Raw genomic sequence first — 24,156 nt, 5'->3', positions numbered from 1 at the left:
GCACGGGGCGGGGCGGGGACGGACCGGGCGTCCGTCCCCGCCCCGTTGCCGTGCGGAGGCCGTGGGGCGGTTCAGTCGCGCGGGGTGGGCGGGCGGTAGGCGGGTGGGACGTCGCGCGGGTCGGCGGCACCGGCGCCGGGCGCTTCGGGCCCGACCCGCTCTTCGTCCCGATTCTGCTGGTCCTGCTGGTCCTGCTGCTCGAACCACCGCGCGGCGCGCTCACGCGCCTCGGCGCGCTCCTCGGGCGTCATCCGCTCGTCGATCCTGCGCAGTTCCGCCATGCGGTCACCGACGGCCCCGCGCCAGACGTCGGAGTCCAGGGCCTCGCGCATGCCGAGACGGCCGTTCAGGACCTCGCGCGCCATGTCCTTCAGCGGGCCGGTCACCTTCGGGTTGTCGGCCAGCGTCCTGAGCGCCTTGTGCAGGCGGCGGGCCTGCTCCGGGTCGGCGGCGACCTCCATCAACTCGGCGTCGCTGATCTCCTTGCTCATCGGCTCGGTGCCCCCGGTCGTGTGCGTCGCGAGAAGGGTGTGCGGGCCATCGTGCCACTCCCCGGCACGGGACGGCGGCGTACCTCAGGAGGTACCGGAGGACGGTACGAAGGACGGTACGAAGGACGTGTCGATGACGCAGAAGCGGTTGCCCTCGGTGTCGGCGAGCACGACGAAGTCGGGGTCCGGCGGGTACCGGTCCCAGTCGACGCGCCCGGCCCCGAGGGCGACCAGCCGCTCGACCTGTGCCGCCTGATCGGCGGCGTCCTCGGCGTACAGGTCGAGGTGGACCCGCGGGTGCTCCTGGACGGGGGTGGCGCTGCGGCCCACGGCGATGCCGGGGCCCGCGCCGCCGTCGGCGGGGACCAGCACCGCCCAGTCGTCCCCGGCCTCCCCGTCACGCGGCACGTACCCGAGTGCGGCACCCCAGAAGGCCGCGGCACGGTGCACGTCCGCGGCGCCCAGCACGATGGTTCCCAGGCTCAGCATGGATCGATGATGACAGCTGCCACCGACAGTGCCCCCGCCGCGAAGCCCGCTGCGAGGATGGGCACATGACCCGCATCCGCGTCGACGTCGCCCACACCGCCGACCTGGACCGCGCCGACCTGGACGCGGCACGCGCCCTGCTCGTCGCGGCCTTCGACGGCGGCTTCGACGACACGGACTGGGAGCACTCCCTCGGCGGCCTGCACACGCTGGTGCGGGAGGGCGCGGAGCTGATCGGGCACGCCGCCCTCGTGCAGCGCCGTGTGCTGCACGACGGCCGTGCCCTGCGGACCGGTTACGTCGAGGGCGTGGGCGTGCGCGCGGACCGCCGCGGACGCGGTCACGGCGCCGCCCTGATGGACGCGCTGGAACGCCGGGTGCGCCGCGCGTACGACCTGGGCGCACTGGCCGCCGCCGACGGCGCGGGCGGCTTCTACGCGGCCCGCGGCTGGCGGCCGTGGCGGGGCCCCACCTCCGTGCTCACGCCGTCGGGGGTCCTGCGCACCCCGGACGACGACGACTGCGTGTACGTGCTGCCGACGGCCGCGCCGCTCGACCTCGCCGGCGACCTCGTGTGCGACTGGCGGGACGGCGACGCCTGGTAGGTCCCCGGCCGCGGTTCGCCGGTCCGCCGCCGCGTCAGCCGGCGGGGGTGAGCTCCAGCCGCCAGTCGTTGCAGCGGATGGGATGGCCGGCGGGGTACTCGAAGTCGCACTCCTCCACGAGCGTGAAGCCGAGTCGACGGCAGATCGCGTTCGACGCGGGGTTGTCCACCTTCGGGTACGCGTGCAGGGACCGCGGCCCGTCCCCGGCCGACGCCGCCTCCGTCGCCAGCCCGATGATCTCGCGCCCCGCCGCCACGGCGATGCCGCGCCCCTGGTACTCCGGCAGGACGCTCCAGCCCGTCTCGTACACCGTCTCCCCCCGCCAGGGACGCTCCCAGTAGCCGATGGTGCCCGCCGGTTCGCCCGTGGGCGACAGCACGATGCGGAACATCCCCCCGCCACCGGCGCCGCGCCGCTGCAGATACCGCTCGTGCCGGGCCCGCAGTTGCTCCTCGGTCTCCGGGCCTCCCAGGTGCGCCATCATCTCGGGCGCGTTCGTGCGCCGCAGCAGGGCGAGATCGTCCTGCCCCCACGGTTCGATCCTCACCTCGACGGTCATGCCCCGGCTCCTCTCCTCGCTCCTGCCGATGACATCACGAGGGTCGGACATCGGGGCGTGCCGACCGATGAGTCCCGGTCCCGCCGCCGGTCTGCCCCCTCGTGAGAAGGAGTGCGCCGGACGCGCTCCGCCGCCGTACCGAGGAAGGCATGCCCCCATGAACGACATCACCGTCACCCGGGTCTTCGACGCGCCGCTCGCCAAGGTCTGGAAGGTGTGGACCGAGCGCGAGTACTTCGCCCAATGGTTCGGCGCCCCGCTGCCGACGGTCGTCAGCGACGTCCGCACCGGCGGCACGTGGAGCGCCACCGTCACCACCCCTCAGGGCGACATGCCGCTGGGCGGCACCTACCGCGAGGTCGTACGGCACGAGCGGCTGGTGTGGACGATGGTCGGCCCCGACGGCGCCGAGGTCGTCATGGACGCCGCGTTCACCGACCACGGCGACAAGACCGAGGTCGTCTACCGCCAGCCCGACGTCCCCGCCGAGCACTTCACCCGGACCGAGGCGGGCGTCCACCACATCCTCGACAGCTTCGCCTCCGTCCTGGCGAGGGCGTGACGGCAGGACGGAGCCCCCGACCGTGGCGACCACGACCTACGCCCTGATCCCCGGAGCGGGCGGCGACAGCGCCTGGTACTGGCAGCTCGTGGTGCCGGAGCTGCGCCGCCGCGGCCACGAGGCCCTGGCGGTCGAACTCCCCGTGGACGACGACGCGGCGGGGCTGGAGGAGTACGCGGACGCGGTCGCCGCGGTCGTGGGCGATCACGAGCACCTGGTGCTGGTCGCCCAGTCGATGGGCGGGTTCACCGCGCCCCTGGCGTGCGAGCGTCTGGGCGACCGGGTCCAACTGCTCGTCCTGGTCAACGCGATGATCCCGGCACCCGGGGAGACCGCGGGGGAATGGTGGGCGAACACGGGCCAGCCCGAGGCCCGGCGGACGCTCGACCTCGCCGAGGGCCGACCGCCGGACGCGGACTTCGACCCCCTGGTGACCTTTTTCCACGACCTGCCGGGGCCCCTGGTGGAAGCGGCCCTCGCCCGGGAGCCCCGCCAGTCCGACACCCCGTTCGGCGTCCCCTTCCCGCTGTCCGCCTGGCCGGACGTGCCCACCCGCGTCGTCGCCGGCCGCGACGACCGGCTCTTCCCGCCGGAGTTCCAGCGACGCGTCGCCCGCGAGCGCCTCGGCGTCGAGGCGGACGTCCTGCCGGGCGGCCACCTGGTGGCACTGAGCAATCCGGCGGGCCTGGCGGAGCTGCTCGTGGGCTACCGGACACCTTGACGCGGCCCGCAACGCGGCCGCAGGGCACCGGGCCTCTCCGGGGCCCTGCGGCTCTCGTCAGCAGGTACTTGGTGAGCGTGATAGCGACGAACAGCGGCGCGAGTCCGCCGCACGGCGATTCCCACCGGGCGACCTCACCTGCGCCCGCGTCACGACGGGAGCAGGTTGCTCCCTGACCGCACAACGGCCTGGGCATAGGCGACCCGGACATCCAGGCGCTTCGGGTCGAGTTCGTACACCGCGGTGCTGACGCCCCGCCGGTCGAGCGCGGTGCCCGCACCCGCCGTACGCCACCTCGTGCGCTGCGGGCCGTCGAGGTCGACGGGATCCGAGCCGTCGATCAGCGAGTACACCAGCTGCACGAGCCACAGCGGGAACCAGAGCGGTGCGAGCAGCAGGTAGAACGTCCACGCGTACCAGGAGCCCGCCTTGCCGACAGCCGCCGGTGACGCGTCGACGGGCCGGATCGTCCACCGGACACGACGCGGCCAGGGCAGGACGCGCCCGGAACGGCGGGTGATCCACGCGAGCGGGGCGCCTTCGGCCGTGCAGACCTCGTACTCCCCACGGTCGCCCGGGCGCACGACGCACAACGGGCCGCCGTCCGCCCCGCTGTGGATCCACAGCGCGGTCGACGAGACCGCGCCCGGGTTCAGGGGCCCGGCGGAGTCGTAGACGTACGCCAAGGCCGCCGCGTCACGCCGGGTGCCCGGCTGCCTGATCGCCAGGACCAGCCGGGATCCCGGCCGCTCGGGGTCGGCGGGACCGGGCGGGGAGACCTGGAACACCTGCCGGGACTCGGGCGCGGGGAACGGCGTCTGCTGAGCCGGGGCGGACCACCCCGGGTGACTGTTGCTCACGGCTATCCGAAAGGGTTGAGGGTGTCGACGATCCGACCGGCCGTGGAACGGGCCTGGTCGATACTTTCATGGACCTTGTCCGACGTGTACTGCACGTCCTCCGTCACGTGGCGCACGCCCTCCTTGTAGAGATCCTTCGCGCCCATGGCGGCCTCGTAGCCGCGCGCCGTCCACGAGCGCGGGTCGATGTACTTCCCGACGACGGTGCCCGCCTCGTCGACGACCGGCCTGACGGAGTCCGCGAGAGCCGGGATACGTGACAACGGTGTGCGCTCGATGAGCTCCGGCATGATCTTCCGGAACGGGGCGTCGAGAAGGGACGTCCCCGCCCGGTACAGCGTGGAGTCGCCGAACTCCTTGGCGACGGCGAGCGCGAACCGGTCCGCGAACTTGTCCGCGGTGACGTGGATGGCGTGGGCCTTGTTGCCGAGGGAACCCCAGTTGCGCGCCACCCATTGCTCGGCGTCGTCGCCGAACTTGGCGGTACCGCCGACCGCGTCGATCAGATCGCCGGCACGTTTCCACGAATCCGCGGCCTTCGCACCGAAATCCAGGACGTTCATCGGGATCTTGACGCCCTTGAATGCGCCCAGGGCCACCTTGCCACCGCGGGCGAAGTCGCCGAACGGCACAAATCCGACGATGTCGAGGCCGATGTCCAACCACGAGCCGTCCTTGGCTCCCAGAGCCCAGCCGCCGGCGTGGAAGGCGAGCGCTCCGGCGTTGAGGACCATGCCGATGGCCTCGAACACCACGGCGCCCACGATGGTCTCCGAGAAGACGACGGCCAGGACGTCGCACGCCGCACTCGCGTAGCCGAGCCAGTCGCCGATCTTGTAGAGCAGGTCCGCGTTGTTCTTCAGCCAGTCCAGGACGTCGGCGGCGAGATCCTTGATCCTGTCGCCGAGGTCCTTCAGGGAATCGAGGAACCGGTCGAAGAGCCCCGGTTCGTCCGGGGCACGTTCGGCGGCCTTGCGGATGGCCTCGGCCGCGGCACGGGCCGCCGCCTCGTGGTCGCTCAGCAGGTCCTGGGCCTTCTTGATGACCGTGTTCAGGCCGTCCGTGGCCTCGTTGACCTGCTTGACGGCGAAGTCGAGACGCCTTTGCGCGTCCTGCAGCGCGGCGTCGGTGTCGAAGGTCCGCCCGGCCAGTTGAAGATCCGGCGCGGACTGCGCCGAGGTGAGGACCCGGCGGGCCTGCTCGGCCTCCGCCTCGTAGCGGACCGCGAGCGTCTGGAAGTCTGTCAGTTGGGACTGCCACCAGTGCAGGGCGTGAGCGGCGTCGATCAGCGAGCCGTGTCCGTCGAGCAGATATTTCGGCAGTTCGCCCACCTTCTTGGCGAAGCCGTCGGCCGCGTCCCCCTCCCAGATACCGTCGCTCTTGCCCAGCCGCGTCAGCGTGCCGTGCGCCTCGTTCAGCTGGTTGCCGACTTTGCTCAGGATGGTCACGAGCTGGGCCACCGAGGCCGGGACCCCGGGCGCCGGGTCAAACCCGAGGGCGTCGTACGTCTGCGCGGTCATGCGAACGCGGTCCTCTCCTGGGTGCTCGAGGCGATCGCCGTCGAGGACTCGGCACCTTCACCGGAGCCGTCCTCTCCGCCCGCGAAGGTGACGGTGTCGGCGATGTCGGCGAGAACCGCCTGGTAGTGGAAGAGATCCTGGGCGTCGGAAGTGCTCAGACAGAACAGGAGCAGCCGGTTCTCCTGCGGGAACGGCAACCAGAGCTCGATCCGGACGAAGAACCTTTCCTGTTCGCCGTCCGGGAGTGCCCACACAGCACGCGACCCCGCGACATTCACCACGGCCGGTCCCGCGGGGAGGGTGACGAGCTGGGCTTCGCCCCCGTCGTTGGTGCGCGCGAGCGTCTCCACGATGCCGGCAGCGGCAAGCGCGGGATCCGGAATGTCCAACTCCCGCACGCTGATCAACAGCGTGCAACGGCTCACTCGTTCCGGTGCCTGCGTGCCGTCGGCCGTTCCCCCGATGGGAAAGATGCCAAGTGCCTGGTAGACGACGCCGTCGGCAGCGAGTTGCTGCGCGTTCGCCGCGTGCACGGCCGTGAACATCCTGCGCAGCGGCTCCCAGTCCTCCCGGTCACCCCAGTAGTCGCGCGCGTACGCCCGCATGCGCTCGGTAAATGTCTCGTCGTCCAGCCCAATGCCGAGAGGTATCTCGTGGAACTCGGACTGCACCTGGAACCGGAATGCCGCGGCGCCGTCCTCCGGACCGTCCTCGGGTGTCGATGTCACGTGGTCCCTCCCTTGCCCGACGGCTTGAAGGAGTCCGCGACCTGCTGCTCCAGGGTCTCGTACACCTTCCGGGTATCGGCGAGACCCTTGGTGACGCCGCCCGTCGCGTCCGCGATCAGCCCGATCCCGTACCCCCAGGCGTCCTGGAACTCGTCACAGGCCGCCTCCAGATCGGCGAAGCCGGAGCCCTTCGGGCCGATGTCCTTCAGGACCTTCATCGCGGAGCGCATCTCGTCGGCGCAGTTCCCCAACTGCGTACCGAGATCAGCGAGCGCGTCGAGTTCCACCTTGTAGTAACCGGCCATGGCCGATGTCGTCTCCCCGTTGAATGTGTCGGACGTGCGAGCGGCTGTGCGTTACTGGCGCCCCGAGCCCCACGACGAGGGCGGCGGCGTCTGCTGCTGCCCCCCGTACGGGTTGTTCTGGGCATACGGGTTGCCCTGCTGCTGGGGCTGGGGCTGGTACTGCTGCGGCGGCTGCGGCCCGCCGTACTGCTGATACCCGCCGCCGGGCGCACCGGGACCGCCCGGGCGGTCATCGCCGCCGCCCTTGTTGCGGCGGGCGATCCTGACGATCACAAAGACGATCAGAGCGAGGACGAGAAGTCCGACCAGCCCGATCACGCTGAGGGCGATGACCTGCTTGCGGTCGGCCGCCGCCTGCTCGTCGTCGCTCATGGCGCCGCCGGTGGTGTTCGGCGCGGCGCCCGACGGGTCGGGCGTCGCCCCTTGGCCGCCGTCGTTCTGCCCGGTCTTCAGCGACTCCGGCACGGCCAGCGGACCGTACGTGGACCCGGCAGGGACGTCCCGGGTCAGGGCGGCCAGTGGCTGGATGAAGCCGTAGCCGTAGTGCTCGTCCGGGAGGGATGTGCCCTTGGCCGACGCGGGGAGCCCTGCGGTCCTGGTCAGGCGGTTGACGATCTGACCTGCGGTCAGGTCTGGGAACTTGGCGCGCAGGAGCGCGGCCGCCGCGGCAACGAACGCACTCGAGTCGGAGGTACCGGTGCCGGACCGGTAGGCCGCGTTTGCCTGGCCACCGGCGCTCACGATGGAGGTTCCGGGTGCCGCAAGCAGTACCTGGGGACCTGAGTTGGAGCCCTCCCAGATCTCGCCGTTGTTCTTGACACCCCCCACCGCGACTGCACCGGGGTGACCTGCCGGATAGCTCACCTCAGTGCCCTCGTTACCCGAGGCCGCAACCACGACTACGTTTTTCCGGAGGGCGTACGCAACAGCGTCCGCCTCCTGCTCGGTCTTGACCGCGCCTCCGGACGACACGTTGATCACGGATGCTCCGTGGTCGACCGCATAACGAATCGATTCGGCGAAGCCGCCGTCGCGATGCCCGTCGTCGCGGATGTCGAGAATCTTGGCGTCGGGGGCAAGCCCCATGACCCCGTCGGCCCCCGCAGGTCCGTGGCCGTGCGCGGCAATGATCGAGGCCATGGCAGTGCCGTGGTCGTCGCCCGGGGCCGGAGCCGTTGAGCCGCCGTCGATGAAGTCCTTGCCTTCGATCACATTGCCACTGAGATCGACGTGATGGGCGTTGACACCGGAGTCGATGACCGCGACGGTGACGCCCTTGCCCTTCGAAACCTTCCAGATGGAGGCCGCGTCGAAGGCCTTCAGAGGCCACTGGTCTTCTCGCGTCTGGTCCGCCGAGGCGACCGGTGCGGCGGCGAGGATCAGCGCACCTGCGAGCACAACACCGCCCACTGAGCGCAGCGTCGGTGTGAAGGCCATCCCATGTCCTCTCTCAGGCAGTGCGGGGGCGGGCCGCTGCGGATTCTCCGGCCGAGCCCCCACACTGTTCTACAGGCTGCTGTGCGCCGCTACTCGATGACCCGAGGAGCGTTGTTGCGTTCCGGCGTCCAGGTCTCCTCGTCCTCGACCAAGTAGTCGGGACGCTCGCCCTCGCGCCGCTCTTCCTCTTCCGCCCGATCGGTCTGACCACGGCCCATCATGCGGTTGGCGCCCTTGCCGACGTTGCTGCCGCCGGCACCCGTGGCCCCACGGCTCTTGTGCAGGCCCGAACCACCCGGCGTGCCCCGCATACCGGACCCGGTGCCCTTGGCGGCCCCCGCAACGCCGCCACCGCGGCGGGCAAGGCTGCCCCCGCGTCCGGCGGTGGCACCGCCCCTGCCACCTGCTCCAGCCCCGGCACCACCGGCCCCGGGCATGCCGCCCCGGCCGGCAGCGCCCGCGCGACCGGCACCACCGGCGCCGGAACCAGCCGCCTTACCCCCGCGTCCGCCAAGGCCGCCCAAGGCTCCCGGAAGACCCGCACCGGCGCCGCCGACACCCGCGGTACCACCCGCCCCGGGGGCGCCGACTCCGCCGACGCCACCACCGATGCCGGCCGTGCCTCCGCCGTACCCACCGGTGCCGGTCGTGCCCCCGGCAATGCCGTCGATGGCAGTACCGACCTGAGGCTTCGTGCTCGAAGGAGGCTTCTGCACCCCACCGGTGATGCCGCCTTCCCGGGGCGACTTCACCTCCTTGACCGGCGTCACCGTGCCGGTCGACGTCCGAGCCGTGGGCCGGCTCGAAGTGTCCGTGCTGGGCCGGGTGATCTCCGGGGGCACCACCACCGGAACGGGAGCAACGCCACCCGGGTCGCCCGGGTAGTCCTCTGATTCGTCGTAACGCCTCGGCGTCGGCTTCTTCGTCCACGTCCCCATCGCACGCGACTGCGCGTTGTACCCCGCCCCCAACTGCTCCATCTTCACAGCCATTTCGAGCTGCGCTTCCTTGCCCGCCGACAGCGAGCCGCGGCTGCGGTCGAGCGCAGACTGCGTGTCCACCCCGTTCGCGAGGTCGGTGTGCAGCTGCGCGTCGCTGCGGTCGAAGCCGTCGCCGAGCGCGTCGCCCCAGCTGGACAGGGTGCCGGGCTTCTCCATCGCGTCGACCTGCGGCTTGATGGTCTTGAGCACGGACGCCGCGTTGGTCATCGCCTGCGAGGTGTACTTGGCATACGTGGAGCAGTCGGTGATCATCTTGCTGATCACCGTGGCCTGCGCGCGGAACCCCTCCGCCGCGGCGCCGTCCCAGTGCTGGGTGATGTGCTCGACGGCGGCCTCGAAGACGGCCTTGGCGCTGCCGGATCCGGTGACCAGCTGGTCGTGCACCTGGAGCCAGCCCTGGGCGCAGGACTCGACCTCGACATGGTCGGCGTTGGCTAGCATGGCCTTCATCTGGTCCATGTTCTTCGTGCCGGCGAAGTTCGTGGTGTGCTCCCCGGCATAGCACTGCGTCGGGGCCTGGTACTCGTAGTAAGTTCCCTCGTCAGCCATGATGCGTGTCCCCCTTTGCGACCGGCACGACGTTCATCGATCCGCGCATGATGTGTTCACTTGCCGCTGCCGGACATGCCGCCCTGCGCGTCGTATTCGGCGTCCGAGTAATGGCCGTGCACCTTCTTGGTCTTGCCGCCAAAGTCGTTCATGACGCCGTGGATGTAGGCCACAACCGACTCGATGTGCGTCTTCATCTCCTCGTGCGCGCGGGCCAGTTGATCGGCTTCCTCGAATGCCGATCCGAGCGCGCCGGGCGGCAGGTAGGTGTCGTTCTTCGCGCAGACGTTGGCGACGCCCAATTGGCTGATCACCCCGTTGAGCTTGGTGATCGTGTCCTCCAGCTCACTGAGATCGACCTTGTACTGGTCAGTCATCGTGTCGCTTCCCCGTTCCTGCTCATGTGTGGATCCCTCGCTTGCGACGCCAGTCGCCGAGGACGACCCCGCCTCCCACCAGCAGGGCGATGCCCGCGGCCGTGCCGCCGACCGTGTAGACGGCGTAGCGCTCGGTGCGTTGCTCGGGGCTCTCGCCGAGGACGACGGTGGCGGCCTCGATCTTCTCGTGGCCACCGGGGTTGACGACCGGGTCGGGCGTCGGGGCGGCCTGAGGGGTGGTCGCGTCGTCGTTGACCGCGGCGACCGGGTCGACGACGCCCCAGCCGACGAAGTCGTCGCGGCCGGGCTTGCCGCGGTCGGCGGTCTGCTCGATCTGGGTGATGACCTGGCGGTAGGTCCAGTCGGGGTGCTTGGCCCGGATGAGGGCGGCGACGCCGGAGACGTACGGGGCGGAGAAGCTGGTGCCCTGGTCGATGCAGTGGCCGCCGTAGGGAACGGTGGAGACCATGTCGACGCCGGGGGCCGCGACGCCCACGAACGGGCCCGGCTGGGAGAAGTTGGCGCGGGCGTTGTCGCGGTCGGAGGCGCCGACGGCGAGGACGCCGTCGTAGGAGGCGGGGTAGGTCAGCTTGACCTTGCCATCGGCGCCGTCGTTGCCGGCGGAGGCGACGATGAGGACGTCGTGGTCCTTGGCGTAGTCGACGGCCTTCTCCAGCGCCGAGTCGGGCGACAGCCTGGACGCGGTGTCCTGGGAGATGTTGATGACCTTGGCGCCGGTGTCCACCGCGTGACGGATCGCCACGGACATCGTCCTGACCGTGCCGCCGCCCTGGTTGTCGTTCTGGCGGATGGCGATGATCGAGGCGCGTGGGGCGATGCCGACGAAGCCGGTGTCCGGGGCGGGGCGGGCGGCGATGATGCCGGCGACCTTGGTGCCGTGGCCGACGTCGTCCTTGGTGCCGTCGCCGTGTTCGTCGAAGACGTCCAGTCCGGCGCGCTTCTTGCCGACCTCGCGGGCGATGGCCGGAGCGAGCTGTTTGTTCCCGTCGTCCACACCGGTGTCGATGACGGCGACGAGGACGCCGAGGCCCTGGGTGTCCTGCCACAACTGGTCAAGGACGATGCGCTGCAGCGACCACGGCGTGCCCGCGATGGGGTCGGACGGGAACGAGCACTGGGTGTCGTCGACCTGGAAGCGCTCCCCCAGGCCGCCGCCGTCCGCGAGGACGGTCCGCACGCCGTCGGCCGGGGCGTCCACCGCGGGCGCGGCACCGGCGGCGGGCCCGGCAGCCGGTGGGCCGAAGGCGGTGATCGCCGCGGCTGCGGCGAGTGCGGCGGTGCGCCTCACGGCGTGCGATCCCACTGGTGTTCCGTCCTCCCGTTGTGTGCGGTTCGTGGGCCGAACCGCCGATGAGGGCGAGCACGTACGTCGTCCGTACCGCCCGCCCTCATCGCGTATGACGCGGCCTGGCGCGCGTCATCAGCCCCAGATCTGCCGGTTCTTGTTCTCGGTGTCCTGGTAGTTCTGCGCGGCGGTGTCGAGGGCGCGGGCGATGGCCTCCAGCGTCTGGTGCATGGAGGCGGCGCGCTGGTCCCACTCGGTCTGCTTGGCGCGGTAGGCCTCCTGCGCGGAGCCCTCCCACGTGGCGGCGATCTTCTTCACGCCGGCCTCGAGGTCGTCCAGCTGGCGCTTGATGTTGTTGGCCGTCGTACGGACGTCCGTCGCGGCCTGGGAGATGGTCTGGAAGTTGACCAGGATCTGCCCGGACATGTGGTGTCTCCTCAGAGGTTGGATTCGGACGGGAACGGCTGGTACGGCGTGCGCGGCCGCCCGCCCGTGCTGGGCGGCGGGCACCGGCGCACGGGGCCGGTCATCCGAACGGGTTGCCGCCCTGGCCCGAGATGCTCTGGATGGACGCGCGCTGCTCCTCCTCGGAGGCGGAGTAGTTCCGGGTGCTCGCGTCGACGGCTTCCTTGATGTCGCCCAGGATCTGGTTGATCTTGTTGGCGTCCTGGTTCACCTGCGTCTGCAGGTTGTTGTACGCCGTGGCGGCGGAGCCCTTCCAGCCCGAGGTGATCGTGTCGATCACGGTCTGGAGGCGGCGAATCTCGCCCTGGATCGAGGAGTTGACCGTGGAGATACGGCTGCTGAAGGCAACCATCTCCTCCTCGGTCATGGTGAACTGCTGTCCAGCCATGTGTGGAGTCCCCCATGAGACGTAGAAGATCCGGTATCCGATCGACAACGTTGGGTGTCGTCGGTCTTCAACTCTAGCCAATACCCACGACAGGGCGAACAGATAACCGGTTCCGTATCGGGATCCTGACCGTCATCACCAAACCCTCACGTTGCTAAGGGCGTTGAGGGGCGGCGAGGGTATTGTTCCGGCCTTGATCAGGAACCCTGCGCCTGTTTCGCGGCGCCTTCGTCGAGGGTCGGACCGGTCGCCAGAAGATCGGACCAGATCTTCGGCACGGGCACCGGGGAGTTCTTCCCGTACCCCAATTTGGTCTGGACGACCCCGACTTCCGCGTCCTGTTTCGCGGCGCCGCCCGCGTCGCTGTCGCCCGTCGTCGGCACCGAGTAGCGCAGGCCGGTGTCGGTGACGAGATAGATGGACCCGATGCGCTTGTCGGTGCCGTCGTACGCCTTGTAGAACAGGCCGCTGCCCGGGGAGACGTAGGTGTTCGTACCGCTCTGCGCGACGTCCCGGGGGAACTTGCGGCCCGCCCACATCGTCATCGACGGCTGCTGGGTGAGCTTGTCGTCGCTGCCGCCGTACACGCTGCACGCCACCCGGCGGCCGGTGTTCTCGTCCTGGGTGTTGGCCTGGGTGACGGCCTTCTCGGGCCAGCCCAGGTTGTTCAGGTACGTCTCGCTCGCCTGCGCCGAGGCGACCTCGCCGATGCCGACGGACGCGGGCTGCGGCGAACCGCTGTAGAACGACGCCGCTTGCGGGATGTTGAGCAGCAGCTTCGCCATGAAGTCCGTGACCCGCACGACCCGGTCCTTCTGCACCACGTACTGGTCGTTGTTGGCCTTGAGGACCAGGCCGACCTTCGCGTGCTCCGGGCTCAGGCCCGGGGCGGCGGAGGGGGCACCGAGGTCGGCGACGGGCGGGAAGTACAGGGCGCCGTTCCTGCTGTTGAGCGTCGACAGGAAGGCGGCGTCCACCTTCTGCGGCTGCGCGGAGGCACCGAAGACGACCTGGCGCAGCAGGTTCACGGTGACCGGGTCCTGCCGGCCGGCCGGGTCGCCCAGCAGATAGGCGTTGCCCTTGTCCGTCACCAGGTACTGGGCGCCGCCGGGCACCTCGATGTACATGGCCTCGTCGTCGCGCAGCCGGTTGCGTCCGCCGACGAGCGCCGCCTCCTTGGGCTTCTGCTGGTTGATGACGAACACCGCGCGTTGCGTGGACCCGTTGGTGCCGCCGCCCGGCGACTCGCACAGCGCCCAGGTCTTGGCCCTGCCCGCGTCGTCGGCGCCCGGCAGCCGGTCGGGGGCGTACGGGATGCCGATCGTCGTGCCCAGCGTCATGCCGCTGTTGTCCAGCACCGATTCCTTGACCTTGATGACCCCGAACTTCTCCGGGTCCAGGAGCAGCCGGGCGGAGGCGAGATTGAGAACGGGGTGCAACTGCGGCTCGCCGTCGGTCTTCAGCACCACGTAGCGCGTGGTCGACTCGTCGCCGACGATGACCTTCTCGGCCGGCTTGTTCCAGCCGGTCGGCGCGGAGGGCTTGAGTATGCCCCAGAAGCCGAAGGCGACGACGATCAGCAGGGCCACGACGAGGCTCGGGGCGACGGTCCTGAGCGGACGCGGGGCCGCCTCCTCCGAACCGTGCGGCGACGGCTGGAGAAACGCGGCCACCGTGCGCTTGCGCGCGAACGAGTAGGCGTTCAGCTCATCCCTGCGTGTCGCCATCCCTGCGTCAACTCCCCGTTGTTCGCGCTTGTGTCGGCGTGCCCGGCGCCGGGGCCCGCGCCGCCGCGACGACGGCGGGGGCCGATGGGGCCCCTACTATGCCGTGTGACGATCGCACCGTACGGTACGGGGTAGGGTGATCGGCCCGCCAGCCGCTGCCGGCAGCGTCCCGTGGGGCGTAGCGGGGCCCGGGGCCCCGATGCACACGCGAAGCGGCGGAGCAGACGTACGAACGGAAGCAGAAGGGTTGTACGGGGGATGACCACCGCGACCAGGTCCGGGCGCACGTCCGGGAACCAGCCACCGTCCGCCCACGGCGGGCCGCCCGGGATGCCGGGCGACGCCGCCCGCGCCCCGCGGGGCCGGTCCGCGGCCCCGGTGACGACCCGCCGGCCGGGCGGCATAGGCCCGGTGCGGGTGCAGCAACTCGTGCTGATAGAGCTGGCGTTCGCGCTCGTACTGGGCGGCTGGCTGGTCCACAGGGTGATGGGATCCGTCGTGGCCGCCGCCGTCGCCCTCCCCCTGGTGCTCTTCGGGCTGCTGCGCAGACGCGGCCGTCCGATGCCCGAGTGGATGTCCGCAGGGCGGGAGCTGAAGGCCCGTCAGCGGCGCAACGCGGCCCCGGTGCCGCCGGGCACCGACCCCGGTTTCGTGCCCGCCGTCGAGTGCGATCCGGCGCTGCGCACCTACAGCTTCACCGACGAGCGCGAGCAGCGCGAGATCGGCATGGTCGGCGACGGCACCTTCCTGACCGCCGTGGTGCAGGTGCAGGCGGTCGACGAACCGCTGCGCCCGGCGCGCGGCACGCGCTCGCTGCCGCTCGACCTGCTGCACGGCGTGCTGGAGGTGGACGACATCCGCCTGGCCTCCGTGCAGGTCGTCCAGCACACCCAGCCGGCGCCGGCGCCGCACCTGCCGCCGCAGGCGGTGGCCGCACGGTCGTACGCGCCGCTCCAGGCGCAGTCGCAGACCCCGGGGCTCCGGCTGACGTGGATCGCCCTCAAGCTCGACCCGGAGCTGTGCCCGGAGGCCGTCACGGCCCGGGGCGGCGGCATGGCCGGTGCCCGGCGGGCGCTGCTGCGCGCCGCCGACCACCTGACGAGCCGGCTGGTGGGCGCGGGCCTGCGGGCCCGTGTGCTGACCGAGCCGGAGATCATCGCCGCGGTGGCGACATCGAGTTGCGTGAACCCGCTGGCCACCACCGGCGGCGCCGCCCTGGACGGCAGCCGCCAGGCCCGCCGTACGTCGGAGGGCCCGCGCGCCTGGCGCTGCGACGACCGCTGGCACACCACGTACTGGGTGAGCCGCTGGCCGCAGCTGGGCGACCGGGCGACCGGGCTGCCGGACCTGGTCGGGCTGCTGACCTCCTCCCCCGCCCTGGCGAGCACCTTCTCGCTGGTCGTCGCGCCGGGCGGGAGCCGGGCGTCGCTGCTGTCGGGGTACGTGCGGCTGACCGGCCGCAGCGAGAACGAACTCCTGGAGGCCCGCACCCAGTTGGAGCTGCGCGCGACCGTGTCCAAGGTGGGCCTGGTGCGGCTGGACCGCGAGCAGGTGCCCGGCATTCTCGCCACGCTGCCCCTGGGAGGTACCCGCTGATGTCGTCCCCGACCGTTCCCGCCTTCGGCGGACAGCGCCCCGGCGGCACCGGACCGCGCCCCTCGCACCTGCCGCTCGGTCCCGACCACGGCGGCCCCGTGGCCGGGGGTACCGCGCGGCGCTCCCTGCGCGCCGCCTTCGGGCTCCTCGGCCCGCGCCGTGACCGTCACACCATGGCCACCGGGCAGCTGTCCGGCCTGTCCCTGCCGATCGGTGACGACGGTGTCGTCATCGGCGTCGACGCCACCGGCCTGCCCGCCGTGCTGGCCCTGAGCCGGCCGGCCCGGCTGGACGTCCTGCTCATCGGCAGCATGTGGCTGGCGCAAGTGCTGTCGCTGCGGGCCGCGGCGACCGGGGCGCGGGTGGCGGTGGAGACCGCCCGTCCGCAGTCCTGGGCGCCCATGGCGCAGGCGGCGGGCGGCGGCCAGCAGTGCGTGACGGTGCACGAGGTCGGCCGGATCGCGCCGCAGGGCCCGTCCGTGCAGAGCCCGGTGGTGATCGTCCGCGACTGCGGCGCCCGGCCGCCGCGCAGCCGGGTCGCAGCGCAGTCCTGGCAGTCCGTCATGACGCTGCTCCCCTATCTCGGCCCGACCGCGCCGCGTCTGCTGAACAGCGCGGACGTGGTCGGCCTCCAGCGGGTGTCCCCGCAGGAGGCCGAGGTCATCGGCCGGGTGATGGGGCTGTCGGAGACCGATGTCGCCGCGCTGCCGACCCTCGGCGACAACGTGACGATGTGGTGCACGCGCAAGCACCGGCAGTTCGTCATGACGCAGCCGACGGACGCGGAGACGGGACTGCTGGGGCCGGCCCGGCGGGTCGACTGACAACAGTGCCCCGCTCCTTCGGGCCCGGTAGCGCCCGGCCGGGGACGGGCGTTTCCCGTTCCCGGTGGCGGGCATGGGGCACAGGGGCCCGGTGCGGGTACCGGGACGTCAACTCGGCGACGCCCGGCTTCCGTACGGGGACACAACGGGCCTCGTGTCGTGGTGCGGGGTGTGAGGCCAATGGCACTTGCCGTCCGTGCGGGGCAAGTGATTAGGCTCTTGCGGTGAGCCGCGAAAGGCTTGCCGGGGGATGCCTGCCCTTCCCGACGGGCCGGGCACGTACATCAGTTGACCAGGAGGCACAGTGAGCAGCGATCAGGACGACATCCGCGCGGGCGCGGCCGCCCCGGACGGGGATCAGTCCGACGCGGACCTCACGGGTGAGTTCCAGATCGACTACGCGCCCCCGTCCTGGTACACGCAGCAGGCAGGCGGCGGTTCGACGGCCGCCGCGGGGGGCACTCCGCCGCAGCCGTCGCCGGTGGGACCGCAGGCCCCCGCCGTGACGCCCCCTCCCGCCGCCGAACAGCCGGCGAGCGGCGGCACCGGGCAGACGCCACCGGCCCTCCAGGTGCCCGACGCGGCCGCGGCCGCCGGCCCGGAGCCGGAGGAGCAGACGCCCGCGGCCCCGGAGCCGGACGCGCAGCAGTCCCAGGAGAGCCGGCAGCCCGAGCCGCCGGCCCCCGGCCCCGCCCCGGCACCCGCGCCGCAGTCCCTCGTACCGCCCCTGCCGCCGGAGTACCGGGCCGCGGCCGCACAGCAGCAGCCGCCGCAGCTCCAGCAGCCGCCGCAAGCTCCGCATCCCCAGCAGGGCTACGGCTATCCGCAGCCCACCGAGGGCGCGCCGTGGGCCGACCCCAACGCTCCGCAGCAGGCCCCGCCGGCCCAGCCCCCGTACGGCTACGGCTATCCGCAGCCGGCGCAGGGCGGTTACGGCTATCCGCAGCCCGCCCAGGGGGCGCCGTGGGCCGACCCCAACGCGCCCCGGCCGCCGCATCCCCAGCAGGGCTACGGCTATCCGCAGCAGCCGCCGGCGCCGTACCCGCAGCAGGGCCAACCGCCCTACGCCCAGCCGCCGTTCCCCGGTCCCGTCCCGGCGCAGCCCCTGCCGCCGCAGGCCGGCCCCGACCCGTCCGCCCCGCAGCAGGGCCACGGTCAGCCGCAGCCGCCGGCTCCGCAGCCGCACCAGCCGCACCAGGGCCGGCCGGATGCGGAGGCCCAGCCGCCGCAGCAGCAGCCCCCGGTCGACCCGCGGATCGCGGCCGGCTGGGGAGGCCCAGGTCCCGGCCAGGACCAGCAGCAGCGCGTCACGCACGGCGCCCCGCTGGGCTACAACGCGGCCGTCGAGCTGTCCTCGGACCGTCTGCTGCGCCAGCAGCCCAAGGCGCGCAGGAACAACAACCAGCCGTCCCGCTTCAAGATCGGCGCGAAGAAGGAGGAGCAGGAGCGCCAGCGCAGGCTGGAACTGATCCGCACCCCGGTGCTCTCCTGCTACCGCATCGCGGTGATCAGCCTCAAGGGCGGCGTGGGCAAGACCACGACGACCACCGCGCTGGGCGCCACGCTCGCCTCCGAGCGGCAGGACAAGATCCTCGCCATCGACGCCAACCCGGACGCCGGCACCCTCGGCCGCCGGGTGCGCCGTGAGACCGGCGCGACCATCCGCGACCTGGTCCAGGCGCTGCCGCACCTCAACAGCTACATGGACATCCGCCGCTTCACCTCGCAGGCACCCTCCGGTCTGGAGATCATCGCCAACGACGTGGACCCGGCGGTGTCCACGACCTTCAACGACCAGGACTACCGGCGCGCCGTGGGCCTGCTCGGCCAGCAGTACCCGATCATCCTCACCGACTCGGGCACCGGCCTGCTCTACAGCGCCATGCGCGGCGTGCTCGACCTCGCGGACCAGCTGATCATCGTCTCCACGCCGTCCGTGGACGGGGCCAGCAGCGCCAGCACGACCCTGGACTGGCTCTCCGCGCACGGCTACGCCGATCTGGTGCAGCGCAGTCTCACCGTCATCTCGGGGGTCCGCGAGACCGGCAAGATGATCAGGGTGGAGGACATCGTCGCGCACTTCGAGACCCGCTGCCGCGGTGTCGCCGTGGTGCCCTTCGACGAGCACCTGGCGGCGGGCGCCGAGGTCGACCTCGACATGATGCGGCCCAAGACCCGTGAGGCCTACTTCAACCTCGCGGCCATGGTCGCCCAGGACTTCGTGCGCGCGCAGCAGGCACAGGGCCTCTACCAGCACCCGATGCCGCAGCAGGGCGGCTACCCGCCGCCGCAGCACGGGCAGCCCTACCCGGCACAGCCGATGCCGCCGCAGCAGGGCGGCTACCCGCCCCCGCCGCCGCAGCACCAGGCGTACGGGCAGCCGGCCCCGCCGCCCCCGCCCGTCCCGGGAGCCGTGCCGCAGGGCTGGACCCAGCAGCCGCCCCCGCCGCCGCAGGCCCAGCAGGCGCCGCAGCAGCAGCCCGAGCAGCCCGAGGAGCCCGAGCAGCAGGGTCAGCCGGGGCAGCAGGCCGCTCCGGGACCGATCCCGCCGGGCTGGACGCACCAGCAGTAGGAAGCGCGGAAGACCGAGGGCCCGCCCCGCCGTGACGGCGGGGCGGGCCCTCGGTCGTGAGTGGGTGCGGCCGCTCAGTCGGCGTCGTGTGTGTCCACGATCTCCCGGGCCCGCTTGACGTCGTCCGCCATGCGCTCCAGCAGCGCGTCGATCGTGTCGAACTTCTCCATCCCGCGCAGGTACGCGAGGAAGTCGACGGCGACGTGCAGTCCGTACAGGTCCAGGCCGACGCGGTCGATGGCGTACGCCTCGACCGTGCGCGCCGTGCCGTCGAAGGTGGGGTTGGTGCCGACGGAGATCGCGGCGGGCATGGCCTCGTCGCCGACGTGCAGCCAGCCCGCGTACACGCCGTCCGCCGGGATCGCGGTGTGCGGCACGGTCTCCACGTTCGCGGTCGGGTAGCCCAGGTCGCGGCCGCGCTGCGCGCCGCGGACGACGACGCCCTCGACGCGGTGCGGTCGGCCGAGGATCTCCATGGCGCCGGCCACGTCGCCCTCGGCGATCAGGCGCCGGGTCATCGTGGACGAGAAGGGCTGGCCGTCGCCCGCGGCGCCGGTCAGGTACAGGTCGACGACATCGACCTCGTAGTCGTACTTCAGGCCCATCGCCGACAGGAACTCCACGTCCCCGGCCGCCTTGTGCCCGAACCGGAAGTTGGGGCCCTCGATGACGGTCCGCGCGTGCAGCGCCTCGACCAGCACCGTACGGATGAAGTCGCCGGGCGAGAGCCGGGAGAACTCGGCGGTGAAGGGGAGGATCAGCAGGGCGTCGACGCCGAGCTCCGCCATCAGCTCGGCGCGGCGGTGGTGGGCCGCCAGCAGCGGCGGGTGGCTGCCGGGCCGCACGACCTCGCTCGGGTGGGGGTCGAAGGTGACGACGACGGAGGCCGCGCCCAGCTCACGGGCGCGCTCCACGGCACGGCCGATGATCAGCTGGTGCCCACGGTGCACGCCGTCGTACGAGCCGATGGTGACGACGCTGCGTCCCCAGTCGCCCGGGACGTCCTCCAAGCCTCGCCAGCGCTGCACTGTGACCGCTCCTCGACCGCTGTTGGTTGTCCGATTGCAGGTCCAAGACTGCCATGCCGGGCGCCCCACCGGCGCGGCGCCCCCACGGACGCGGCGGGCCGCGCGGCGCGGTACCGCCCGCGGGAGCCCGCTCACGGGACCAAGGCGGTCGCCTCCGGTGCCCTTGCGGTCCGGGCACCCGGGGCCGGCCGGTCGAAGGCGCGCCGGGCGCTCGGCCCGACGAGCGTGTCCCACACCCCGCCGCTGTCCGCGGCGAGCCAGCCGCGCACCTGGCGGGCGAAGCCGGGATGGGCGGCGGCCAGCTGCACCAGCCGGCGGTCGAAGAGCGTCGCCCCCTCGGGGGAGCGGCAGAGCGTGACGCCGACGCGGTGCACCAGGTCGCGGGTCAGCGGCACGGGCCGCAGGGCACAGCCCTCGGCGGCCGCCGTGAGCAGGGCGTCAAGCACACCGTGGTCGCGTTCGCGCTCCAGGAGGACGTCCAGGAGCTCCTGGCGCAGCGGCCGCGAGGCGTGGCCGCCGGGCGCGGCCAGCACGGGCGCCAGGGCGCGCCGCACCTCGGGCGCATGCTCCCGCAGCAGCCCGGCGGTCAGCGGTAGCAGCACGGCGCGGACCCCCGGACCGTCCTCCAGGCGGCGGTCGAGGTACTCCGCGACGTGCGCGGCACCCTCGGGACGGTGCTCCAGGTGGTCCCGGACGAGGTCGGCGGCGCGGCGGGCCAGCGACTGCTCGCCGATCCCGGCCAGAGCGCGCAGCACCTCGGCGCCGCCCCCGCCCGGCTCGCGCAGCCGGGCGCGGAAGACGGCGAGGACCGGTTCGGGATGGGTGGCGAGGGCGGTGGCCAGCGCGTCGGCGGGCAGCCGCGGGTCGCCGGCCGCGAAACGCTCCAGGGCGGCCGGCAGGTGGAAGGAGCGGGCGGCCGGGTCCCGTACGAGGACGGCGAGGGCGGCGCCGTGCAGGCTGCAGTCGGCGGGGCGGGCGAGGATCGCCAGCGCGGCGTAGCGCAGCAGGCGGCCGTCGGCGGGAACGGTGACGTACGGGGCCGTGCGCAGGCCGTACGCGGCGGCGGCCACATGGCGTTCCGGCCGTCCGTCGTGGGCCCAGCGGTCGACGGCCCGGCAGACGGCGGCCGGTTCGTCCTCGGCGAGCGCGGCCAGCAGCTCGTCGGCCCGCGGATGGGCGGCGGCGACCAGGGTCTCGGTGAGATCGTCCACGGCGCGGTGCCGGTGGGTGTGCAGCAGGGCCTGCGCGGCGGTGGCCACGCTCGGGCGGGGGCCGCCCGGGAGCGCCTGCAGCGGCCGCTCGTCGGCGAACCAGGCGCAGACGGCGGGCAGCGCCTCGCGGGGCGCGGCGGCCAGCTCCTCCCCCGCGGCGGTCAGGAAGCGCTCCTCGTCCCCGCGCTGCGGCGGGGCGTCGGCGGGCAGCAACTGCCGCAGCAGTGCGAGCCGTTCGTCGAGCGGCAGGCGCAGCCGGCGCCAGAACCACGGCCCGAACTGCCCGAGCCCCGGCGCCTCCCGGAATCCCCCGGCCTCGATCGACCGGGCCGTGATCCGTTCCGCCAGCAGCCGCAGCACGCCCCGGTACGGCAGCGCGTCCGGCACCCTCAGCAGCGCCTCGCCGAGCAGGTGCGCGGCCCACCACACGGCGTCCGCCCGGCGCGCCCGCTCCCACTCCGGACCCGCATCGCCGCGGTCGCGCGGGCGCGGCACCCCGTCGAGCAGCGGGAGCCCGCCGCCACGGGCGGCGGAAGCCGTCGCGTGCCCGTCGAGGGCGCGCACCAATTCCTCCAGCCTGCGGGCGAGTTCGGCGGCCCCTGAGCGGCGGGCGGTCAGCAGCAGCGACTGCACGACCGGCCCGATGCGGTGCCGGGGCACGGGCAGGGAGTGCGGCGCGGACGGCGGCGCCAGGGGCGGCGCGGGCGGTACCGGCGGCGTACCGCCCCGCCCCGCGGCCGCCGGGGGCCGCGCCGGCAGCCGCACGGGGGCCTCCCCCGTACCCCCCGCCGGGGCCGACCAGCGGTGCACCAGCGCGTGCAGCGCCTGGTCCAGCTCCAAGTGGCCGCCCTGGAGCCAGTCCGCGAACTCCTCGTGCGCGAAGCGGTATCCGGCGCCCGCGGGAACCACCAGGCCCTCGGTGAGCACCGCGGAGGCCCATCCCGTACGCCACGGGAACAGCTCCTCGAACGACTCGCGGTCCAGCTCCCCCTGCCCCGGGCCCAGGCAGCGCCGCGCCGCCTCGTGCGCCCGGCCCGCGACCCGCGCCGCGAGGCGCCGCACCGCCGGGCCGCGCGAGTCGCCCCGCCCGTCCGCGGCCAGCCGCACCGCCACCCGCAGGCAGACCAGGTCCAGGTACGCCCCGAAGACCTCCGCCCGGTCCGGGCACCCCCCGGCGCCCTCCGCAAGCTCCGCCCGCACCTCCGACAGCAGGCGCAACGCCAGCGGATGCGCCTCGTCCTCCGCCGCCAGGGCCCCCTCCGGGACGCCGAACCGCTCACGCGCCGCACGGGCCTGCGGCTCCGGCAGCGCCCCCAGGCGCACACAGGCGGGCAGCGACCGGGTGCCGGCACGCCGGCCCGGATCGTGCAGCACGCCCCGCGGGAACAGCCCGCCCGCCTGCTCCCAGAACTCCGGGCGGCACGCCACGACCAGCCGCACCCCGGCCGCCCGCAGCCAGCTCGCGGTGCCCGCCACCCAGTCCGGCAGGCGGTGCGCCAGCACCGGAGGCATCTCCTCGGGCCCGTCCAGCACCACCAGCAGCGGGCGCCCGGCGTCCTCGGCCAAGTGGGCCACCGCGTCCGGCGAGGTCTCCGGCGCGGCGTCCCCGGGCGTCGCCCCCGCGTGCACGATGCGGCCGGCGGCACGCAGCGACCGCTCCACCGCGTCCTTCAACCCACCGTCGCCCGCGTGGAGTTCGGCCCCGCGCAGCCACAGCGTCGGCGCGGGTTCGGCCCCCGTCGCGCGCCGCACGGCCAGCGCCGCCAGCTCCGTCGTCCGGCCGCAGCCCGGGTCCCCCACCAGGCCCAGTACCAGCGGACGCCCCGCCTCCCCGCAGCCGCCCTCCGCGAACGCCCGCAGCACCGCCTCCGTCGCCGGGCGCACGACCGGCTCCCGCTCCCACAACCCCCGCGGCGCGCCGGCGGAGGCCACCGACGTGGCCGTCAGCTGCAGCGCCCCCGCCGCATTCAGATGCGCCCCGTACGCCGGGACCGTCGCCGCGTTCCGGTCCAGCAGCTCCCCCAGCCCCCGCAACGGCACCGCGAAACCGTCCGCCCGGTGCCCGGCGTGCAGCGCGGTCACCACCACGCCCAGCACGGCCCCCGTCCCCGGATCGAGCACCGGCGCGCCCGACACCCGCGGATCCGGCTCCCACCCCCGCGCGGACAACTCGTACACCTCGTCCAGCAGATGGAAGCGGTCCGTGGCCGTGTACGTGACGGACGCCGTGCCGACGATCTCCGCCTCCGTCCACTCCCGGCCCCGCAGCCGCACCCGCCCCGGCCGCACGGCCGCCGCGACCGGCAGCGGCGGCACGCCCTCCAGCCCCTCCACCGCCACGAGCGCCAGCCCGAGCCCGGGCAGCGGCGTGATGGCGTCCGCCTCCGCGAGGATCGTCTGTTCGCCCCACGCGTGCAGTACGACGCGCACCAGCCCGTCGACTGCCTCATGACTCGTCACGAGCGTCCCGCACCCACCGGCCGCCTCCGCGAGGAACCCCGTCCCCCGCGGCCGTCCGGCCAGGTCACAGACCCGCACCAACGCCCTGTCCACCTCGGCGGACCACACCGACATCCGCGCACCTCCCCGCCACAGTGCCCGTTTCGACCGTAGAGGTCCGGTGATCGTTCCAACAGATCCCCAGGTGAACGCGCCCCCTGACGCTCCCTCTCTTCACTCCGAGCGCCTGCCCGTTGGGGTGAATTGATCTTGCGGCCTGGATAGGCACCACTGCGGGGGGAATCGTGGGGCGCGGGGCGCGGGGGGGGGGGGGCCCCCCCCCCCCCCCCCCGGGGCGCGGGCGGCGTTGTTTTAGGGCCCCCACCACCCCCCCTG

22 protein-coding genes are annotated in these 24,156 nt (G+C 73.1%); 6 read left to right on the top strand and 16 right to left on the bottom strand.

The window, feature by feature from the left end:
• Window positions 1-71: 71 nt before the first annotated feature.
• Together ABZ883_RS40000 and ABZ883_RS39995 are read right to left on the bottom strand one after the other, a co-directional pair.
• Window positions 72-491, bottom strand: coding sequence for a hypothetical protein (locus ABZ883_RS40000; RefSeq protein ID WP_360916145.1), 420 nt, complete (start codon window positions 489-491; stop codon window positions 72-74).
• An 84-nt stretch (window positions 492-575) separates the two neighbouring features.
• A complete protein-coding gene (locus ABZ883_RS39995; protein WP_360916141.1) occupies window positions 576-980 on the bottom strand; it encodes a VOC family protein in 405 nt (134 codons plus the stop codon).
• 65 nt (window positions 981-1,045) lie between these two features.
• Here ABZ883_RS39995 and ABZ883_RS39990 point away from each other — a divergent pair, with 65 nt between their 5' ends.
• Window positions 1,046-1,585 (top strand): GNAT family N-acetyltransferase, encoded by a 540-nt coding sequence (locus ABZ883_RS39990; RefSeq protein WP_360916138.1) that lies wholly within the window; start codon window positions 1,046-1,048, stop codon window positions 1,583-1,585.
• 34 nt (window positions 1,586-1,619) lie between these two features.
• Here the strand turns inward: ABZ883_RS39990 and ABZ883_RS39985 are convergent, their stop codons facing one another.
• Window positions 1,620-2,144 carry a GNAT family N-acetyltransferase gene (locus ABZ883_RS39985; protein ID WP_360916135.1) on the bottom strand — a complete coding sequence of 175 codons (525 nt, stop codon included), beginning with the start codon at window positions 2,142-2,144 and terminating at the stop codon, window positions 1,620-1,622.
• 157 nt (window positions 2,145-2,301) lie between these two features.
• Between ABZ883_RS39985 and ABZ883_RS39980 the strand changes: the two genes are divergently transcribed.
• Together ABZ883_RS39980 and ABZ883_RS39975 are read left to right on the top strand one after the other, a co-directional pair.
• On the top strand, window positions 2,302-2,706 hold the full coding sequence (locus ABZ883_RS39980; RefSeq protein ID WP_360916132.1) for an SRPBCC domain-containing protein: 405 nt from the start codon (window positions 2,302-2,304) through the stop codon (window positions 2,704-2,706).
• Between the two features lie 22 nt (window positions 2,707-2,728).
• Window positions 2,729-3,427 (top strand): alpha/beta fold hydrolase, encoded by a 699-nt coding sequence (locus ABZ883_RS39975; RefSeq protein WP_360916129.1) that lies wholly within the window; start codon window positions 2,729-2,731, stop codon window positions 3,425-3,427.
• A gap of 149 nt (window positions 3,428-3,576) precedes the next feature.
• Here ABZ883_RS39975 and ABZ883_RS39970 read toward each other — a convergent pair whose 3' ends face one another.
• From ABZ883_RS39970 to eccB, 11 genes are all read right to left on the bottom strand, one after another.
• Window positions 3,577-4,287, bottom strand: a complete 711-nt coding sequence (locus ABZ883_RS39970) for a hypothetical protein (RefSeq protein ID WP_360916126.1) — start codon at window positions 4,285-4,287, stop codon at window positions 3,577-3,579.
• Window positions 4,288-4,289: 2 nt separating this feature from the next.
• Complete coding sequence (locus ABZ883_RS39965) at window positions 4,290-5,807, bottom strand: putative T7SS-secreted protein (protein WP_360916123.1); 1,518 nt, start codon at window positions 5,805-5,807, stop codon at window positions 4,290-4,292.
• A complete protein-coding gene (locus tag ABZ883_RS39960) occupies window positions 5,804-6,535 on the bottom strand; it encodes a hypothetical protein (protein ID WP_360916120.1) in 732 nt (243 codons plus the stop codon). Before ABZ883_RS39960 ends, ABZ883_RS39965 begins: the two co-directional genes overlap by 4 nt.
• On the bottom strand, window positions 6,532-6,840 hold the full coding sequence (locus ABZ883_RS39955; protein WP_360916118.1) for a hypothetical protein: 309 nt from the start codon (window positions 6,838-6,840) through the stop codon (window positions 6,532-6,534). The genes ABZ883_RS39960 and ABZ883_RS39955 overlap by 4 nt, the downstream gene beginning before the upstream one ends.
• Window positions 6,841-6,891: 51 nt before the next feature.
• Window positions 6,892-8,277, bottom strand: coding sequence for a S8 family serine peptidase (locus ABZ883_RS39950; RefSeq protein WP_360916115.1), 1,386 nt, complete (start codon window positions 8,275-8,277; stop codon window positions 6,892-6,894).
• Window positions 8,278-8,366: 89 nt separating this feature from the next.
• Window positions 8,367-9,827, bottom strand: a complete 1,461-nt coding sequence (locus ABZ883_RS39945; protein WP_360916112.1) for a hypothetical protein — start codon at window positions 9,825-9,827, stop codon at window positions 8,367-8,369.
• Window positions 9,828-9,883: 56 nt separating this feature from the next.
• The gene (locus ABZ883_RS39940) at window positions 9,884-10,204 is read right to left on the bottom strand and encodes a hypothetical protein (protein ID WP_360916109.1); all 321 of its coding nucleotides are present in this window, start codon (window positions 10,202-10,204) and stop codon (window positions 9,884-9,886) included.
• Window positions 10,205-10,226: 22 nt separating this feature from the next.
• Window positions 10,227-11,513, bottom strand: coding sequence for a type VII secretion-associated serine protease mycosin (mycP, locus tag ABZ883_RS39935; protein WP_360916106.1), 1,287 nt, complete (start codon window positions 11,511-11,513; stop codon window positions 10,227-10,229).
• A 132-nt stretch (window positions 11,514-11,645) separates the two neighbouring features.
• Entirely contained in the window at window positions 11,646-11,936 is a 291-nt protein-coding gene (locus ABZ883_RS39930) for a WXG100 family type VII secretion target (RefSeq protein WP_360916103.1), read from the bottom strand.
• Window positions 11,937-12,036: 100 nt separating this feature from the next.
• Window positions 12,037-12,363, bottom strand: coding sequence for a WXG100 family type VII secretion target (locus tag ABZ883_RS39925; protein ID WP_360916100.1), 327 nt, complete (start codon window positions 12,361-12,363; stop codon window positions 12,037-12,039).
• A 197-nt stretch (window positions 12,364-12,560) separates the two neighbouring features.
• Entirely contained in the window at window positions 12,561-14,090 is a 1,530-nt protein-coding gene (gene eccB / locus ABZ883_RS39920) for a type VII secretion protein EccB (RefSeq protein ID WP_360916097.1), read from the bottom strand.
• A 258-nt stretch (window positions 14,091-14,348) separates the two neighbouring features.
• Between eccB and eccE the strand changes: the two genes are divergently transcribed.
• The 3 genes from eccE (at window position 14,349) to ABZ883_RS39905 (ending at window position 19,082) form a co-directional block, all read left to right on the top strand.
• The gene (gene eccE / locus ABZ883_RS39915; protein WP_360916094.1) at window positions 14,349-15,686 is read left to right on the top strand and encodes a type VII secretion protein EccE; all 1,338 of its coding nucleotides are present in this window, start codon (window positions 14,349-14,351) and stop codon (window positions 15,684-15,686) included.
• Complete coding sequence (locus tag ABZ883_RS39910) at window positions 15,686-16,510, top strand: hypothetical protein (RefSeq protein WP_360916091.1); 825 nt, start codon at window positions 15,686-15,688, stop codon at window positions 16,508-16,510. Before eccE ends, ABZ883_RS39910 begins: the two co-directional genes overlap by 1 nt.
• Before the next feature lie 304 nt (window positions 16,511-16,814).
• Window positions 16,815-19,082, top strand: a complete 2,268-nt coding sequence (locus ABZ883_RS39905) for an SCO5717 family growth-regulating ATPase (protein ID WP_360916088.1) — start codon at window positions 16,815-16,817, stop codon at window positions 19,080-19,082.
• A gap of 74 nt (window positions 19,083-19,156) precedes the next feature.
• Here the strand turns inward: ABZ883_RS39905 and ABZ883_RS39900 are convergent, their stop codons facing one another.
• Window positions 19,157-20,110, bottom strand: a complete 954-nt coding sequence (locus ABZ883_RS39900) for a bifunctional riboflavin kinase/FAD synthetase (protein ID WP_360916085.1) — start codon at window positions 20,108-20,110, stop codon at window positions 19,157-19,159.
• Window positions 20,111-20,241: 131 nt separating this feature from the next.
• On the bottom strand, window positions 20,242-23,895 hold the full coding sequence (locus ABZ883_RS39895; protein WP_360916082.1) for a serine protease: 3,654 nt from the start codon (window positions 23,893-23,895) through the stop codon (window positions 20,242-20,244).
• Between the last annotated feature and the right edge of the window lie 261 nt (window positions 23,896-24,156).

The sequence above is a fragment of the Streptomyces sp. NPDC046977 genome (genome assembly GCF_040644455.1).
Lineage (GTDB): Bacteria > Actinomycetota > Actinomycetes > Streptomycetales > Streptomycetaceae > Actinacidiphila.
The sequence above is the reverse complement of the archived record's forward strand: the minus strand, read 5'-3'. Positions and strand labels throughout refer to the sequence as shown.

What these genes read in the sequence shown, in the direction of transcription:
- ABZ883_RS40000 (WP_360916145.1), bottom strand. Translation starts at nt 491, where the DNA reads ATGAGCAAGGAGATCAGCGACGCCGAGTTGATGGAGGTCGCCGCCGAC.
- ABZ883_RS39980 (WP_360916132.1), top strand. Translation starts at nt 2,302, where the DNA reads ATGAACGACATCACCGTCACCCGGGTCTTCGACGCGCCGCTCGCCAAG.
- ABZ883_RS39940 (WP_360916109.1), bottom strand. Translation starts at nt 10,204, where the DNA reads ATGACTGACCAGTACAAGGTCGATCTCAGTGAGCTGGAGGACACGATC.
- ABZ883_RS39950 (WP_360916115.1), bottom strand. Translation starts at nt 8,277, where the DNA reads ATGGCCTTCACACCGACGCTGCGCTCAGTGGGCGGTGTTGTGCTCGCA.
- ABZ883_RS39945 (WP_360916112.1), bottom strand. Translation starts at nt 9,827, where the DNA reads ATGGCTGACGAGGGAACTTACTACGAGTACCAGGCCCCGACGCAGTGC.
- ABZ883_RS39995 (WP_360916141.1), bottom strand. Translation starts at nt 980, where the DNA reads ATGCTGAGCCTGGGAACCATCGTGCTGGGCGCCGCGGACGTGCACCGT.
- ABZ883_RS39990 (WP_360916138.1), top strand. Translation starts at nt 1,046, where the DNA reads ATGACCCGCATCCGCGTCGACGTCGCCCACACCGCCGACCTGGACCGC.
- ABZ883_RS39930 (WP_360916103.1), bottom strand. Translation starts at nt 11,936, where the DNA reads ATGTCCGGGCAGATCCTGGTCAACTTCCAGACCATCTCCCAGGCCGCG.
- ABZ883_RS39965 (WP_360916123.1), bottom strand. Translation starts at nt 5,807, where the DNA reads ATGACCGCGCAGACGTACGACGCCCTCGGGTTTGACCCGGCGCCCGGG.
- eccB (WP_360916097.1), bottom strand. Translation starts at nt 14,090, where the DNA reads ATGGCGACACGCAGGGATGAGCTGAACGCCTACTCGTTCGCGCGCAAG.
- ABZ883_RS39910 (WP_360916091.1), top strand. Translation starts at nt 15,686, where the DNA reads ATGTCGTCCCCGACCGTTCCCGCCTTCGGCGGACAGCGCCCCGGCGGC.
- eccE (WP_360916094.1), top strand. Translation starts at nt 14,349, where the DNA reads ATGACCACCGCGACCAGGTCCGGGCGCACGTCCGGGAACCAGCCACCG.
- ABZ883_RS39925 (WP_360916100.1), bottom strand. Translation starts at nt 12,363, where the DNA reads ATGGCTGGACAGCAGTTCACCATGACCGAGGAGGAGATGGTTGCCTTC.
- ABZ883_RS39895 (WP_360916082.1), bottom strand. Translation starts at nt 23,895, where the DNA reads ATGTCGGTGTGGTCCGCCGAGGTGGACAGGGCGTTGGTGCGGGTCTGT.
- ABZ883_RS39955 (WP_360916118.1), bottom strand. Translation starts at nt 6,840, where the DNA reads ATGGCCGGTTACTACAAGGTGGAACTCGACGCGCTCGCTGATCTCGGT.
- ABZ883_RS39985 (WP_360916135.1), bottom strand. Translation starts at nt 2,144, where the DNA reads ATGACCGTCGAGGTGAGGATCGAACCGTGGGGGCAGGACGATCTCGCC.